The 13,442-nt window shown below is 58.4% G+C and carries 14 protein-coding genes; 8 read left to right on the top strand and 6 right to left on the bottom strand.

Going from position 1 to position 13,442, the window contains the following annotated elements:
* Nucleotides 1-55: 55 nt before the first annotated feature.
* From mnmE to hemE, 5 genes are all read right to left on the bottom strand, one after another.
* On the bottom strand, nucleotides 56-1,390 hold the full coding sequence (mnmE, locus tag B2P82_RS10605) for a tRNA uridine-5-carboxymethylaminomethyl(34) synthesis GTPase MnmE (RefSeq protein WP_290496994.1): 1,335 nt from the start codon (nucleotides 1,388-1,390) through the stop codon (nucleotides 56-58).
* A 16-nt stretch (nucleotides 1,391-1,406) separates the two neighbouring features.
* Nucleotides 1,407-2,696, bottom strand: coding sequence for a transcription termination factor Rho (rho, locus tag B2P82_RS10600; protein ID WP_369794153.1), 1,290 nt, complete (start codon nucleotides 2,694-2,696; stop codon nucleotides 1,407-1,409).
* A 154-nt stretch (nucleotides 2,697-2,850) separates the two neighbouring features.
* Entirely contained in the window at nucleotides 2,851-3,279 is a 429-nt protein-coding gene (locus tag B2P82_RS10595; protein ID WP_290496993.1) for a CopD family protein, read from the bottom strand.
* Entirely contained in the window at nucleotides 3,279-4,361 is a 1,083-nt protein-coding gene (gene hemH / locus B2P82_RS10590; RefSeq protein ID WP_290496992.1) for a ferrochelatase, read from the bottom strand. Before hemH ends, B2P82_RS10595 begins: the two co-directional genes overlap by 1 nt.
* A gap of 6 nt (nucleotides 4,362-4,367) precedes the next feature.
* Entirely contained in the window at nucleotides 4,368-5,399 is a 1,032-nt protein-coding gene (gene hemE, locus B2P82_RS10585) for a uroporphyrinogen decarboxylase (protein ID WP_290496991.1), read from the bottom strand.
* A 348-nt stretch (nucleotides 5,400-5,747) separates the two neighbouring features.
* Between hemE and B2P82_RS10580 the strand changes: the two genes are divergently transcribed.
* Genes B2P82_RS10580 through dnaQ form a run of 5 tightly spaced genes read left to right on the top strand, consistent with a single transcriptional unit; the run spans nucleotide 5,748 to nucleotide 9,301 of the window.
* Entirely contained in the window at nucleotides 5,748-6,593 is an 846-nt protein-coding gene (locus tag B2P82_RS10580) for a pyruvate, water dikinase regulatory protein (protein ID WP_034813100.1), read from the top strand.
* Nucleotides 6,590-7,186, top strand: coding sequence for a Maf family protein (locus B2P82_RS10575; RefSeq protein ID WP_290496990.1), 597 nt, complete (start codon nucleotides 6,590-6,592; stop codon nucleotides 7,184-7,186). The genes B2P82_RS10580 and B2P82_RS10575 overlap by 4 nt, the downstream gene beginning before the upstream one ends.
* Nucleotides 7,183-7,998 (top strand): shikimate dehydrogenase, encoded by an 816-nt coding sequence (aroE, locus tag B2P82_RS10570; RefSeq protein ID WP_290496989.1) that lies wholly within the window; start codon nucleotides 7,183-7,185, stop codon nucleotides 7,996-7,998. The genes B2P82_RS10575 and aroE overlap by 4 nt, the downstream gene beginning before the upstream one ends.
* Nucleotides 7,995-8,603: a dephospho-CoA kinase gene (coaE, locus tag B2P82_RS10565; RefSeq protein ID WP_206991708.1), complete on the top strand. Its 609-nt coding sequence runs from the start codon at nucleotides 7,995-7,997 to the stop codon at nucleotides 8,601-8,603. Before aroE ends, coaE begins: the two co-directional genes overlap by 4 nt.
* On the top strand, nucleotides 8,600-9,301 hold the full coding sequence (gene dnaQ, locus B2P82_RS10560) for a DNA polymerase III subunit epsilon (protein ID WP_290496988.1): 702 nt from the start codon (nucleotides 8,600-8,602) through the stop codon (nucleotides 9,299-9,301). Before coaE ends, dnaQ begins: the two co-directional genes overlap by 4 nt.
* On the opposite strand, the gene secB is transcribed toward dnaQ, so the two are convergent.
* The gene (gene secB, locus B2P82_RS10555) at nucleotides 9,302-9,814 is read right to left on the bottom strand and encodes a protein-export chaperone SecB (RefSeq protein WP_034813037.1); all 513 of its coding nucleotides are present in this window, start codon (nucleotides 9,812-9,814) and stop codon (nucleotides 9,302-9,304) included.
* A gap of 131 nt (nucleotides 9,815-9,945) precedes the next feature.
* On the opposite strand from secB, the gene B2P82_RS10550 reads away from it, so the two are divergent.
* From B2P82_RS10550 to B2P82_RS10540, 3 genes are all read left to right on the top strand, one after another.
* A complete protein-coding gene (locus B2P82_RS10550) occupies nucleotides 9,946-10,557 on the top strand; it encodes a Tim44/TimA family putative adaptor protein (protein WP_290496987.1) in 612 nt (203 codons plus the stop codon).
* A gap of 70 nt (nucleotides 10,558-10,627) precedes the next feature.
* Nucleotides 10,628-11,851, top strand: coding sequence for a murein transglycosylase A (gene mltA, locus B2P82_RS10545; protein ID WP_290496986.1), 1,224 nt, complete (start codon nucleotides 10,628-10,630; stop codon nucleotides 11,849-11,851).
* Nucleotides 11,852-11,861: 10 nt separating this feature from the next.
* Nucleotides 11,862-12,425: a Smr/MutS family protein gene (locus B2P82_RS10540; RefSeq protein ID WP_290496985.1), complete on the top strand. Its 564-nt coding sequence runs from the start codon at nucleotides 11,862-11,864 to the stop codon at nucleotides 12,423-12,425.
* Nucleotides 12,426-13,442 lie beyond the last annotated feature (1,017 nt).

Genomic DNA, 13,442 nt, shown 5'->3' with positions numbered 1-13,442 from the left:
GATCCGGATTTCAGAAAGCCGCTATATAGCGGCTCGTTGCCTCAAACCCTAGGGGTCATTTGCCGATGCAGAACTGGGAGAACACCGCACCGAGCACATCTTCCACACCAACCGAGCCCACGACCGCTCCAAGATGCCGGATAGCCAGGCGCACGTCTTCCGCTGCAAGCTCGGGACCAGTGCCATGCGCCAGCGCATCCCGCGCAGCAACGAGGCAAGCGAGTCCATCGACCAATCGGGCGCGATGCCGCGCGCGTGTTATGACCGGCGCTTCAACAGATGCAGCCTTGTTGAAAATGAAGTCCGCCAGTGCGGCTTCGAGTTCGGGCACGCCATCGCCATCTTTCGCGGAAATCTTGTAGTCGTATTGTGGGAGCCCGGCGGCCAACTCGGTATCAGCCTTGTTTACCACGACTATATCTGTCGATTGGCGGAACAACGAGTTCAACACACCCAGCTCCGGTGCGCCCCCGTCAACCATAAACAGGCGCAAGTCGGCCTCAGCAGCTACGCGTTCTGCTCGCCGAACGCCCTCGGCTTCAATCTCATCTTGGGTCTCTCGCAAACCGGCTGTGTCGGATAGCCAGACAACCTGTCCGCCCATCACGCGCCGTACCTCAATCACATCGCGGGTTGTGCCTGGGGTTGATGTCACAATCGCCGCGTCGCGTCCGGCAAGGCGGTTGAGCAGGGTCGACTTGCCCGCATTCGGCGCGCCTATAATGGCGATGCGAAATCCATCCCGGATCTTCTCGCCGATTCCGCGATCCCCAAGCGCTTCCTCGATTTCGTGAATCAGTCGGGTCAGCTTCCGGATGACCGGTGCCGTGGTTTCCTCGGGTGCATCTTCTTCGTCCGGAAAGTCCACAACCACTTCAATCAAGGCAAGTATGCCCGTCAGGTCAGCCCGCCATTGGTCGTACTTCTCGGTCAGACCGCCCGTCAGTTGCCGAAGAGCCTGGGCTTTCTGCACATTGGTCTCTGCTTCGATAATGTCAGCGACGCCTTCGGCCTCGGTCAAATCGATCTTGCCCGCTTCAAAGGCGCGTCGCGTAAACTCACCCGGCTCAGCCAAGCGCACTCCAGGCTCACTCGTCAGTGTACTGATTGCATGGGTTATGACGGCTGGACCGCCATGCAGGTAAAGCTCCAGCGTGTCTTCACCGGTATAGGAATGCGGCCCGGGCATGAAGACGACGAGTCCCTCATCAATGAGATTTCCGTCCTCGTCGCGAAATTTCGTCAGAGTGGCATGACGGGGTTCCGGCAGGCCACAATCGAGCAGGGCACCTGCCAGTTTCCAGATCCGGTCTCCTGATAACCGGATAATACAGATAGCTGCTGGGGGCTGGCCCGAGGCGAGGGCGCAGATCGTGTCGCGCTCGCTCATGGCCAGGCTCGCTCCGCTAGTTCTTCATGGCTTCGAAGAACTCATCATTGTTCTTCGTCTGGCGCAATTTATCCAGAAGGAAGTCGATTGCATCATTCGTGCCCATTGGGCCAAGGATGCGACGCAGAATGTAGATCTTGGACAGCTGGGCAGCTGGCGTGATCAGTTCTTCTTTTCGCGTGCCAGATTTCATGATGTCGATGGCCGGGAAGGTCCGCTTGTCGGCGATCTTGCGATCCAGCACGACTTCGGAGTTACCAGTACCTTTGAATTCCTCGAAGATGACTTCATCCATGCGGCTACCGGTATCGATCAGGGCAGTGGCAACAATGGTCAGCGAGCCACCATTCTCGACATTCCGCGCCGCACCGAAGAAACGTTTGGGGCGCTGCAACGCGTTGGCATCCACACCACCGGTCAACACTTTACCAGAGCTTGGAACGGTCGTGTTGTAAGCACGGCCAAGACGCGTGATCGAATCGAGCAGGATGACGACGTCACGCTTGTGCTCAACGAGGCGCTTGGCTTTTTCGATTACCATTTCGGCGACCTGGACGTGACGTGTGGACGGCTCATCAAATGTCGAAGCCACGACTTCGCCCTTCACCGTACGTCGCATGTCAGTAACTTCTTCGGGACGCTCATCGATCAACAGGACGATCAAATAGCATTCAGGATGGTTTTCCTCGATGGCCGAGGCGATGTTCTGGAGCAACACCGTCTTACCGGTCCGCGGAGGCGCAACGATCAGCGCGCGCTGACCCTTACCGATGGGCGCGACAATGTCGATGACACGTCCTGAACGATCCTTACGAGTTGGATCCTGGCTTTCCATGCGCAGACGCTCTTCGGGATAAAGCGGTGTGAGGTTGTCGAAGTGAACCTTCTTGTTGGCCTTGTCCGGTTCCTCGAAATTGATGCGCGAAACATCCGTCAGCGCGAAGTAGCGTTCATTGTCCTGCGGCGCGACGATCGGCCCCTCGACAGTATCACCAGTCCGGATGTTACCCTTCTTCAGAACTTCCGGACTGACATAGATATCGTCTGGTCCGGGCAAATAGTTGGATTCCGGTGAGCGCAGGAAGCCGAAGCCATCAGTCAGAACTTCCAGCACGCCCTGACCCGTGATTTCTACTTCGCTATCCGCCAATTCCTTGAGGATTGCGAACAGCATGTCCTGTGTCCGCATGGACGAGGCATTCTCGACCTCCAGCTCTTCAGCGTAGGAGAGCAATTCCTCTGGCGATTTTGCCTTGAGATCGCTGAGTTTTACACTGGTGATGTCGTCGAGCATGGAAGAGGCCATGGATGAATTCCGGATGAGGGGCCACCGTCATGTGTGTCGGCAACCGGATTTTGGTAAATTGGGAGTTCTTCGCCCGCGCAAGGACTGCGCAGCGGTTTTGCCGCTTATGGGGCCAGAATGGTCAAATCGTCAAGGGGTTGGGCACGGGGCCCGCCTAAAACGGCCTGACGATCACCATGATAACGACGCCGATCATCAGCAGGAAGGGCACTTCATTCAACATCCGTAGACGCTTGGCGGGAATCCCGTCGCCTCCTCGGTCAATCTTCTTTCCGACACCGATGAAATAACCGTGCAGACCGGACAGGATCAGCACGAGCAGGAGTTTTACATGCATCCAAGGCATGCTCAGCAAGCCTTGATTCATGACAAGCATGGCAACGCCAAGCACCCAGACGAGGATAAGGCTGGGATTCAAGATGATCATGCGCAACTTGTTCGATGCTTCTTTCATCGTCTCGAAAAGAGGCTCGCCCGGCTGGCTGGAAAGTTGATGAATTTTGTAGCGGGGATAAACGAGCAAGCCGCCCATCAGCGCAATCACGAACACAACATGCGCTGCCTTCACCCAGAGATACAGCATCAGGCGACGTCCGTGCGAATGGGATTGGCGCGTTGGCCGACTTTCGGATGGGGTGTGCGGTTCGGGCAATTCTTCCAGTCGCCAGGGCAAAGCCGGGAGTCTGCGCATGATCGGATCGGCAAATCTTGTCCCATTGTCTTCAGCACTTCATCGCGCAGCATGGAGATAAATTCCTCATGTACGCCCAGCGCTTCCACGCGGGTATAGCTCGCGGCGCCGTGCTCTTCGGCCACAAGTCGGTACTCTTCGCCAAGTTCCACCAGTGTCTCGATATGTTCGGAGACAAAGGCAATGGGTGCAATCAGGATGTTCTTGCCTTCCTTGGCCGCTTTTTCGATTTCGTCCTCGGTCGGCGGGCCAATCCATTTCAGCGGTCCCACGCGCGACTGGTAGCATGGCACAATCTCCCAGTCGGTCGGCACCCGCCCGGCGATCATCTCTGCCATGGCCTCGCACTGCCATTGGTAGGGATCTCCATCCTTCACGATTTTTTCCGGCAAGCCGTGCGCTGACAGGAGAAGACGAACATTGCCGGGTTCACCCGCAGCTTTGTGTGCCTTCATGATCTGGTCGACATGCGAGGAGATCAGGCCTTCGGCGAAGGGATAGCAGCAGATTGTCTTGGCGACACCCTTGTAAGCCTTGTTCCAGGCCGTGAGGGACGAGCCTGTCGTCGTTGTGGAAAACTGCGGATAGAGCGGCAACAAGATGACTTCATCTGCGCCCCAGGCTTTTACATCAGTCGCGGCTTCTTCAGTGAAAGGGTGCCAATAGCGCATCGCAATAAAACACCTGACCTCATCCTCAGGCATTTTTTCCTGCAGCGATGCCGTAAGCGCATCTGCCTGTTTCTGGGTCTCGGGCAAAAGCGGTGACCCACCGCCAGCATCCATCATGGCGTAATTCTTGATCACTGATGGCGCGCGGCTCGTGGAGATCAGCCGAGCGAGAAACCAGCGAATGGGCAACGGCGCACCAATAATGGCTGGATCTCGGAACAGGTTTTTCAAAAAGGGTTTCACGGTCTTGTCCGAATCCGGTCCTCCCAGATTGAACAGAACTACGGCGATCTTTCGGCTCATGATTTCCTAACCCTTCCGAATGATTTCCAGCACGCGCTCAACATGCGCGATCGGCGTTTCCGGCCGGATTCCGTGTCCAAGGTTGAAGACATGCGGTCGACCTTCATAGGCAGAGATAAGCTCGCGCACCCGATCGTCGAGTCGCTGACCGCCTTCAATCAGCAGAAGTGGGTCAAGATGTCCCTGTACCGGAAATCCGGCGGGCATGGCGGCGTTCACAAAGGTTGGTACCGCTGCCGTATCAAGCCCAACGGCCGTGATACCCGTCTCCTGAACGTATTCCGGCAGCATGGCAGACGCGCCGCGCGGAAATCCGATGATGGGAACCGTGACACCCATTTCCCTCAGCCGTGCGACCAGTTTCTTCGTTGGCGCGATAATGACTTCTCGGAAGATATTATTGGGCAGACCCTCGGCCCAGCTGTCGAACAACATCAATGCATCCGCGCCGGCTTCCACCTGCGCGGCCATATAGTGGGCTGTTGCTTCGCTGATGAGATCCAACACGTTCGCCAATTCGTCTGGCTTACCGTGTGCCCATCGCCAGGCGAGCGACTTGTCTGTCTTGCCGCGACCTTCGATAGCGTAGAGCCCGACCGTCCAGGGTGATCCGGCAAAACCAATCAAGGCTGTATCGTCGGGCAAGGCAGATTTCACACGAGCAACCGTCTCATAAACCGGAGACAATCGATCAGCCGCTTTCTGGGGTGTGACTTTTGCCAAATCAGCTGCTGTATCGATTTGCTGAACAATAGGTCCAACACCTTTTTCGAACCGCACACTCAGACCCATCGTGTCGAGGATCAGCAAAATGTCAGCAAACAGGATGGCGGCATCCATGCCATAACGACGTACTGGCTGAAGCGTCGCTTCCGCTGCCATTGAAGGCGTGTAGCAGAAATCGAGAAAGTTCTTCGCGCGCGCCCTCAGCTCGAGATACTCAGGAAGGTGACGACCAGCCTGTCGCATCATCCATACCGGAGGCGGGGAGACCACCTGTCCCTCAAGTACCTGAATCAGCTTAGGCTTGGTGTTCATGCCTCAGGCCCCCTTCCATCCCAAAATCAAACAAAGCCCGTCAGGGCGCTTATAACTATTAGACCGTGTAATTCGTGGAGAAAGGCCACACACAGGAATTGTCCAGCTAAATCCACAGGCGAGTCACAGGGTGTCGCACCCCGGTAAGGTTTCGTTAACTGTCGATTTTACCGAGGTTAACGATGGGTTAACACCCCAGTTGGAGTCACAGGTGCGAACGAAAGGGGATTCTGCCGGAGTCGAATTCGCTGGCTGTGACTCGATTGTGAATCCATTTGGGGAAGATCCTCTATCCACAGAGGACTCACAGGTCTTGTGTGTTTTGCCAACCTCGGCAACACAGGGGCGATGAACAAGCCACTCGCCCGCCTAAGCATATACTTCAATGTTCACCTGGTCTCTGACAGTACCGGTGAAACCCTGAATGCCATCCAGCGCGCTGCCTGTGCGCAGTTCAAGAATGTTCAGCCCCTTGAGCACAATTATTATTTGGTCCGCTCAGAACGCCAGTTAGAGCGCGTGATGAGGGAGATCGAAGCTGCACCGGGTGTGGTCTGGTACACAATCTCCGACGAGACTCTGCGATCAAAACTCGAAGCCTTCTGCCGCGAAAAGGGCGTATCCACTTTGCCCGTATTGGATGCCTCCGTTGCCATGCTGGGCCGACATCTCGGTGTGTCGGCGAATCGGATCGTCGCGGGACAGCACGCTTTGGATGATGACTATTTCGAGCGGATGGAAGCGATCAATTTCACGCTCGCGCATGATGATGGCCAGAATGTCGATGGGCTACGGAATGCTGATGTGATCCTGCTTGGTGTCAGTCGTACGTCTAAGACGCCGACCAGTGTCTATCTTGCGAACCGCAAGGTAAAGGCCGGTAATATTCCGCTGGTTCCCGGTGTTCCGCTTCCAGGATTCGTGGAAGAACTTGGTCCGAAAGGCCCACTGATCGTCGGCCTGAAAATCAGCGCTGAGCGGCTCGTCCAGATCCGGCGCCAGAGATTGATTTCCCTGCAGGAAGACGAACACACAATCTATGCGGATGAAGCGGCCGTGCGTGACGAGGTGACCCAAGCCAATCGTCTGTTCCAGCGCAACAAATGGAAGACGATCGATGTGTCCCGCCGGTCGGTCGAGGAAACTGCTGCCGCTATCCTGAACCTTCTGAATGAGCGGAACGCCCAACCATGAGCCAGCGCATCATTCTAGCATCCGGCAGTCAAAGTCGGCGAGCCGTGCTGACCGCTGCCGGCATCGAGGCAGACACGATCAAGCCGAATGTGGACGAAGACGCAGCCAAAGCCTCTTTCCGCGCGAGCGACATGAAAGTGCGCGATCAGGCGATGCAACTTGCCGAACTGAAATCGGTGAAGATTTCAATGCGCGAACCGGGCCTGGTGATCGGTTGTGACCAGATGCTCTCACTCGATGGAGAGGCGTTCGACAAGCCGGTTGACCTTGCCGATGCCCGGAACCATCTGGTGAAGCTGTCCGGCAAGGCGCACACATTGGAAACGGCGATTGTTATCAGCGAAGAAGGGAAACCTGTCTGGCGTCATCTGGCGAGACCGAAATTGACTGTTCGCCCACTGAGTGGTGCCTTCATCGACACCTATGTTGAAACGGTCGGAGAACCGCTCTTGTCGACGGTTGGTGCCTACCAGCTTGAAGGGCTTGGCGCGCAATTGTTCACCCGGATCGAAGGTGATTACTTCTCAATCCTGGGATTGCCTCTTCTTCCGTTGTTGGACTATTTGCGGACACGTGGAGTGTTGTTGTCATGACCAAACTCTATGGGGTCGTCGGCGACCCAGTCAGTCATTCCCTGTCACCTGTGATTCATAATGCGTGGATACGCGAGCACGGTATCGATGCGACCTATGAGGCGATGCATATTCCGAAGGGTGGGTTTACGGATGGCCTGTCGTCTCTGGAAGAACGGATGGCGATGGGTTTGAACGTGACCTCTCCTCACAAGGAAGATGCCATAGCGCGGGCAGAAGGCACAAGCGACGTCGCGCGCCGCATTGGAGCAGCGAACACTCTGGTTCGGCTGAAGTCTGGTGGCTGGCTAGCGGAGAACACCGATGCCCCTGGTTTTACTGAATCCCTCGCCCAGGCGAACATTGAAATAGCTGATCAGAATGTCTGCCTGCTGGGAGCAGGGGGCGCCGCTCGAGCGGTTGCGCTGGCATTGTCAGACATGCGGGCAACCTTGACGATCTGTAATCGAACGCGGTCCCGCGCAGAGGATCTTGTGAAACATTTGAACATTGATGCTGATATCCGAGATCTGGAGCATGCCGAAGCAGAGATGGGCAAGGCAGACGTGGTAATCAACACGCTGAGTCTTGGCCAGACGGGCCAGTCTCTTGACCTACCGGAAGGTAAGCTTCGGACGTTTTACGATATTTCTTATGGCAAGCCTGCCAAGGCGATATTGGCGCAGGCAGATACGGCCGGGTGGAAGCCAATGGATGGGCTGAGCATGCTGGTCGCGCAAGCGGCATTCAGTTTCGAACTCTGGTTCGGAGTTCTGCCGGATATGGAGTCTGCGATGGCTCGCTGTCGTAAACTGGTGGAGGCAACCACATGATCGTCCTTGGGCTGACAGGGTCTATCGGCATGGGTAAGTCTGCAACAGCGGATTTGTTTCGTGAGGAGGGTGTTCCGGTCTACGATGCCGACGCGGCTGTTCACGCACTTTATGCCAAGGGTGGGGCTGCCGTTGCACCGGTCGAGGCGGCTTTTCCGGGGGTGATGGTCGACGGTGCGATCGACCGGATGGCTTTGCGCACGCATGTGCTGGATGATGCCGAGGCGATGCGGAAGCTTGAGGCCATTGTGCACCCCCTTGCTGGTGATGCCCAGAAGCAATTTCGGGACAAGGCGCGCGAGGATGGCGCACGTTTCGTCGTGCTGGATATTCCTCTTCTGTATGAGGCTGGCGGCTATGCGTATTGCGACTATGTTGCGGTGGTGACTGCGCCTGCGGAAGTCCAGCGCGAACGGGTATTGTCGCGACCGGGCATGACGGAGGAAACATTCGAGTCCATCCTGGCACGTCAGATGCCCGATGCAGAAAAGCGTGCAAAGGCGGATTTCATCATCTCCACAGCGCATGGTTTCGAATTTGCTGCCGATTGTGTTCGCGCCATAGTATCCCTGATGAATCGTTTGGTTGAAGAGGCAAATTCATGAGTGAAGACATTCGCGAACTGGCATTCGATACTGAGACGACCGGCTTGCACCACCTTGAAGGGGACAGGGTGATCGAGATCGGGGCAGTCGAGATGATCAATCACATCCCGACAGGTCGCACGTTCCGGACCCTGATCAATCCAAAACGTTCTGTATCAGAGGATACGGTGCGCATTACAGGCATCACGGATGACGATCTGAGAGATGCCCCGTTCTTTGAGCATCCGTCGGTTGTAGACGCGTTCCTTGAATTCTTGGGCGACGCCACGCTAGTGGCGCACAATGCCGGATTTGACCGGAACTTCCTGAACATGGAACTGGAAAAATGCGGACGTCCACCAATCCCTGAACCTCGCTGGATCGATACGGCGCAGATGGCCAGGAAGAAGTATCCGGGCGCGCCGGCAAATCTGGATGCGCTATGTCGCCGGTTTGAAATCTCGCTGGAGAGCCGGACCTTTCACGGCGCGCTGCTGGATAGCCAATTGCTGGCCAGTGTCTATCTGGAGCTGCTTGGCGGGCGGGCGCATGCCTTTACGTTCGAGAGCGAAGAAGAGCTCACGCGCGGTGATCGCAAACGTGCCGCCCGGCAACGGCCGGTGCCGCTGGAATCTTTCATCTCCGGCGAAGAGCGCGCCGCCCATTCTGCCTTTGTCGACAGTCTGGGCGAAGACGCCATCTGGAAAAAGTTTGGCTGATCAGGCCTGGCTGGTCGGCGCAGCAGGCGGCGTCTGACCGCCTTCGGCTGCGGCGCGCTGGTATTGCGACTGGTAGAGTTGCACAAAGTCGACCGGATCGATCAGGAGCGGTGGGAAACCACCTTCGCGGGTGATTTCAGCAATGATGCGCCGCGCGAATGGGAAGAGCAGGCGTGGGCACTCGATCAGCAGCATCGGTTCCATCTGGCCCTGCTGGGCGTTCTGGATCTGGAAGAGGCCGGCATAATCGAGTTCGCAAATGAACAGGACAGCCTGTTCGGCGGTCGCCTTGGCAGAGAGCTTCAGCGAGACTTCGTAAAGGCCATTGCCATCTGCGTGCGGGGTCGCGCCGACATCAATGCCGAGGTCTATATTTGGCTGGGCTTGCACCGGGCCGACGCCGGGATTCTCGAATGACAGGTCCTTGATGTACTGTCCAAGAACGCGCATGGCGGGCGCCTGAGGCGGCGTGCCCTGCGGTTGGGGGTTTTGCGGTGCGCTGGCATCTGTCATGCTGATCCTCCCTGAATCTGAAGCCGCGCGCCTAGCATGTGGCCCCCTAAGGCGCAACGTATCACTGGCATCATTGGGCTGTTCGCCCTATTTATGGTGTTACGCAATCCATCGGAGGAAGTTACGCGTCCATGTTTGATCCTGTGATCCAAGTTGTGATCCTTGCGGCCATCGCGCTGTTTGTCCTGTTCCGCCTCTATACGGTGCTCGGACGCGGTGAGGACAATTCTCCTGTGCAACGCACTCAGCCGGCCAAGCCACGCCAGGTTGATCCTGGCGCAAATGACTTGCCATTGCCTAATGCCGACAATGACCGTCCGATCTTTACCGGCCCGGCAGCAGGCGGGTTGGAAGACATCTACAATGCTGACAACAGCTTCAATGAGGCAACGTTCATGCGTGGCGCGAAGGCGGCCTACACGATGATCGTGACCGCTTTTGCGGCAGGTGACCGAGATACGCTGCGGCCTCTGCTGGATGATGACGTCTATGAGGCCTGGGACCACGCGATTGCGGAACGCGAAACGACCGGCGCCTCGGCGTTTGACCTCCTGCGCATTCGTCGAGCTGAAATCGAAAGCGCCGAGATGGACGGTGATATGGCGCGCATCTGGGTGCGCTATGAAGCCGAACTTGGCGATGGTGAGACGACCCGCACGGCGCGTGAGCTGTGGGCTTACATGCATGATGTGACCGCAAACGATCCCAATTGGATCCTCGATGATGTCGAAGAAGCCAAATAGGCAGTCTTCCACCACAAAGCGCGCATCCGGGGCGTGACAGCCCGCCCGAAAGCATTCCATAAATGGCGCCATGCTTCGCCGTATCCTTCTATTTGCCAGCGCGCTTGTTCTGGCCTCGTGCCAGTCTGCGCCCCCACCGCCGGCTCCGTCGCCCAAGCCGTCGCCGACCCGGCCTGTGGATGTTGGCCCGTTGCCGCCAGCTGCGATTGAGCGTCCGGCGAGCTTCCGGGAGTTGCCGAACTGGGATGTGGCACCCATCGAATTGCCGCTGAGTGCGTTCAAACGGTCGTGCGTGAAGCTGCAGGACCGGTCGGCCGGGGACTTCATGGCCAATGTCGCCCCCTGGGCCGGATACGTTGCCGAGTGGCTGCCGGCCTGTGATGCAGTGAATGATGCGCAGGATGATGAGAGTGCAAGGCGCATTCTGGAATCCCTGTTTACCCCTGTCGAAATTTCCGATCCGTCCGGCAAGAGCCGCTTCACGGGCTATTTCGAGCCGCTTTACGAGGCGCGCTACACGCCGACGCCGCCCTTCACCGAGCCTGTGCCCGCGCTGCCCGCCGATCTCGTGCCGAATGGCGCAAGTCCAAAACAGCGCCTGCGCAATGGCGCGCTGAGGCCGTATCCTTCCCGCGCTGAAATCACGACGTCGGGCGTCAGCGCGATTGCCTATGCCCACCCGGCCGATGTGTTCTTCCTGCAGATCCAGGGCTCGGGCCGGTTGCAGTTCCCTGACGGGCGTACCGTGCGCGCAGCCTATGCGGCGCATAATGGCCACCCGTTCCGGTCGACAGCCAACTGGCTGATGGAAACCGGCCGGATCACGGCGGGCGAGGCCAGCATGCAGGGCATACGTGCCTGGATGGACCGGGCCGGGCCGGTTGAGACACGTATGGCGATGAACCAGAATCCGCGCTTCGTGTTCTTCCGCGCCCTGCCGGAAGGGGATGCGGCGCTCGGACCGGAAGGGGCGCAAGCCGTGCCGCTGACGCCTTTGTCGTCGATGGCTGTGGATACCGATATCCATCCGCTGGGCGTGCCGATGTATGTGCAGACAACCGCGCCGGGCCTTGGCGGAGACTGGGCAGGCATGCTGGTTGCGCAGGATACGGGCGGCGCGATCAAGGGCGCAGTGCGCGGCGACCTCTATTTCGGCACGGGCCCGGAGGCGGGCGAGCGCGCCGGCACGATGAATGCGCCGGGCCGGTTGTGGGTGTTCCTGCCCAAAGGCGTGGCAGCGCGAATCCACATGTCTGACATGGCAACGCTTGGGTTCCATGCGGGCGCGCCGTAAGAGTGCGGTCATGACGAAACGCCGCCTGACCCCGGAAGAATCCCGTGCATGGTCGCGCGTGGCCAGCACGATCAAGCCGATCGGCCCGGCAAAAGACAATCTTGAAGAGTTCGAGCGCGCACTGGAAGCCGGCGAGCCGGTATCGCCAAACCGCGCCCGCAAGTCTTCCGCTGCCGGATTGATCGCTGCGGCGGGCCGGGCCCCCGAGAAACCCAAGGTCACGGCGCGGGCTGCCGACCGAAAAGGCGAGAAGCGCGTCAAACGCGGGCGGCTGGAACTTGCCGGAAAAATCGACCTGCACGGCCATACTCAGGCGTCTGCCGAAGCGATGCTGGGAAGTTTCCTGCAGCGCAGCCGGGCAGAGGGTGCACGCTGTGTGTTGGTGATTACAGGTAAAGGGCGCGGGGGCGAGGGGGTTCTGCGTCGGAATTTCCTGGATTGGGTTCAGGGACCGTCGGCCAGTCATCTTGTGTCGGGCTATTCAGAGGCGCATGCGCGTCATGGGGGCTCGGGGGCGTTTTACCTGTTTCTCCGGCGGGCCGGCGCGCCCGGAACTCCTCGGACAGGGCGTTGAGCCTCCGCATGGTTTCCGCCTCTTGCGCTGCCAGCACTTCAGGGCTGAGGGCGTGCATGATCTGTATGGGGCCATAGAGATTGTCCAAAGGACGTTGTTCGAAGGCATTCACGTCAGCGTGCAGATAGTCCCGGTCTTTCGTGATGCGCCGCAGATACTTCACGATGGTCCGGTGACTTTGCAAATTATAGGTCGGCTGGAATTTCCGACGGAACGTGTTGCGGTGGCGGGCTTTACGTCTTGGCATCGACAGGTCTCCTCCGAGTGGATTCTCGTTTCAGCACTCAAAGCCGGCCTGGCGCTCGCCATCCGGGTATCTCGTAGCCGGCCCCTCACAGAGCCGTCGGCGCAGCGGGTGCCGTGGCGCTCCGCCTGATGATTTGGAATGGCTACGGAATGGAGCGTTACCGCCCGCCGCGCCGGACAGGAATTTCGGCGAGCACCCTCATGGGGGCCCATGGTCCCGGGTCTTCGTTACCGGTGCCGCGCGAACGATTCCACCGTGCTTTCCCACGCATGGCCCATCCGGGAGCATAATGCTCCGTGCGACCGGACGAGGCGGTTTCCCAACCGAGCTTCCTCGGCTCACCCTGGCCTGACCTGCCTAGGGCCGTGCGAGGACCGTACTATCTCCCGCAAAGCCCATCCTGTCCCTGACCCCACAACCAGAACGGCACCTGATCCGGCTCCTGTGAGAGCAGAGGCTTAGTATGCGGCAGGGAGTTCTCAGACGGATAGGGAGCGCAAATTCCCAGCTCCGAAGATACCTGCGAAGGCAGGTATCCATCTCATGCTGCTCCCTCATGCACATGGGGAGGCGTTCCGAGATGGACCCCTGCCTCGGGAAATCGTGCCACTGGCACGATTTCTTGTCCTCGGCAGCTGCGCAGGGGTCATCGGGGGAGGAGTGGTCTCTCTGCGACGAACCGTATCCTCGGCGCATGCCGGGGTCTCCTGCTGAAGCCTGCCGGACGAGACTCTGACATGCGCCTGAGAGACGGGGGAGGGGACGAGCGG

Source organism: Hyphomonas sp. UBA4494 (genome assembly GCF_002388935.1).
Lineage (GTDB): Bacteria > Pseudomonadota > Alphaproteobacteria > Caulobacterales > Hyphomonadaceae > Hyphomonas.
The sequence above is the reverse complement of the archived record's forward strand: the minus strand, read 5'-3'. Positions and strand labels throughout refer to the sequence as shown.

What these genes read in the sequence shown, in the direction of transcription:
- B2P82_RS10580 (WP_034813100.1), top strand. Translation starts at nt 5,748, where the DNA reads ATGAACAAGCCACTCGCCCGCCTAAGCATATACTTCAATGTTCACCTG.
- B2P82_RS10595 (WP_290496993.1), bottom strand. Translation starts at nt 3,279, where the DNA reads ATGCTGTATCTCTGGGTGAAGGCAGCGCATGTTGTGTTCGTGATTGCG.
- coaE (WP_206991708.1), top strand. Translation starts at nt 7,995, where the DNA reads ATGATCGTCCTTGGGCTGACAGGGTCTATCGGCATGGGTAAGTCTGCA.
- hemH (WP_290496992.1), bottom strand. Translation starts at nt 4,361, where the DNA reads ATGAGCCGAAAGATCGCCGTAGTTCTGTTCAATCTGGGAGGACCGGAT.
- hemE (WP_290496991.1), bottom strand. Translation starts at nt 5,399, where the DNA reads ATGAACACCAAGCCTAAGCTGATTCAGGTACTTGAGGGACAGGTGGTC.
- mltA (WP_290496986.1), top strand. Translation starts at nt 10,628, where the DNA reads ATGCTTCGCCGTATCCTTCTATTTGCCAGCGCGCTTGTTCTGGCCTCG.
- secB (WP_034813037.1), bottom strand. Translation starts at nt 9,814, where the DNA reads ATGACAGATGCCAGCGCACCGCAAAACCCCCAACCGCAGGGCACGCCG.
- aroE (WP_290496989.1), top strand. Translation starts at nt 7,183, where the DNA reads ATGACCAAACTCTATGGGGTCGTCGGCGACCCAGTCAGTCATTCCCTG.
- B2P82_RS10550 (WP_290496987.1), top strand. Translation starts at nt 9,946, where the DNA reads ATGTTTGATCCTGTGATCCAAGTTGTGATCCTTGCGGCCATCGCGCTG.
- rho (WP_369794153.1), bottom strand. Translation starts at nt 2,696, where the DNA reads ATGGCCTCTTCCATGCTCGACGACATCACCAGTGTAAAACTCAGCGAT.
- dnaQ (WP_290496988.1), top strand. Translation starts at nt 8,600, where the DNA reads ATGAGTGAAGACATTCGCGAACTGGCATTCGATACTGAGACGACCGGC.
- B2P82_RS10575 (WP_290496990.1), top strand. Translation starts at nt 6,590, where the DNA reads ATGAGCCAGCGCATCATTCTAGCATCCGGCAGTCAAAGTCGGCGAGCC.
- B2P82_RS10540 (WP_290496985.1), top strand. Translation starts at nt 11,862, where the DNA reads ATGACGAAACGCCGCCTGACCCCGGAAGAATCCCGTGCATGGTCGCGC.
- mnmE (WP_290496994.1), bottom strand. Translation starts at nt 1,390, where the DNA reads ATGAGCGAGCGCGACACGATCTGCGCCCTCGCCTCGGGCCAGCCCCCA.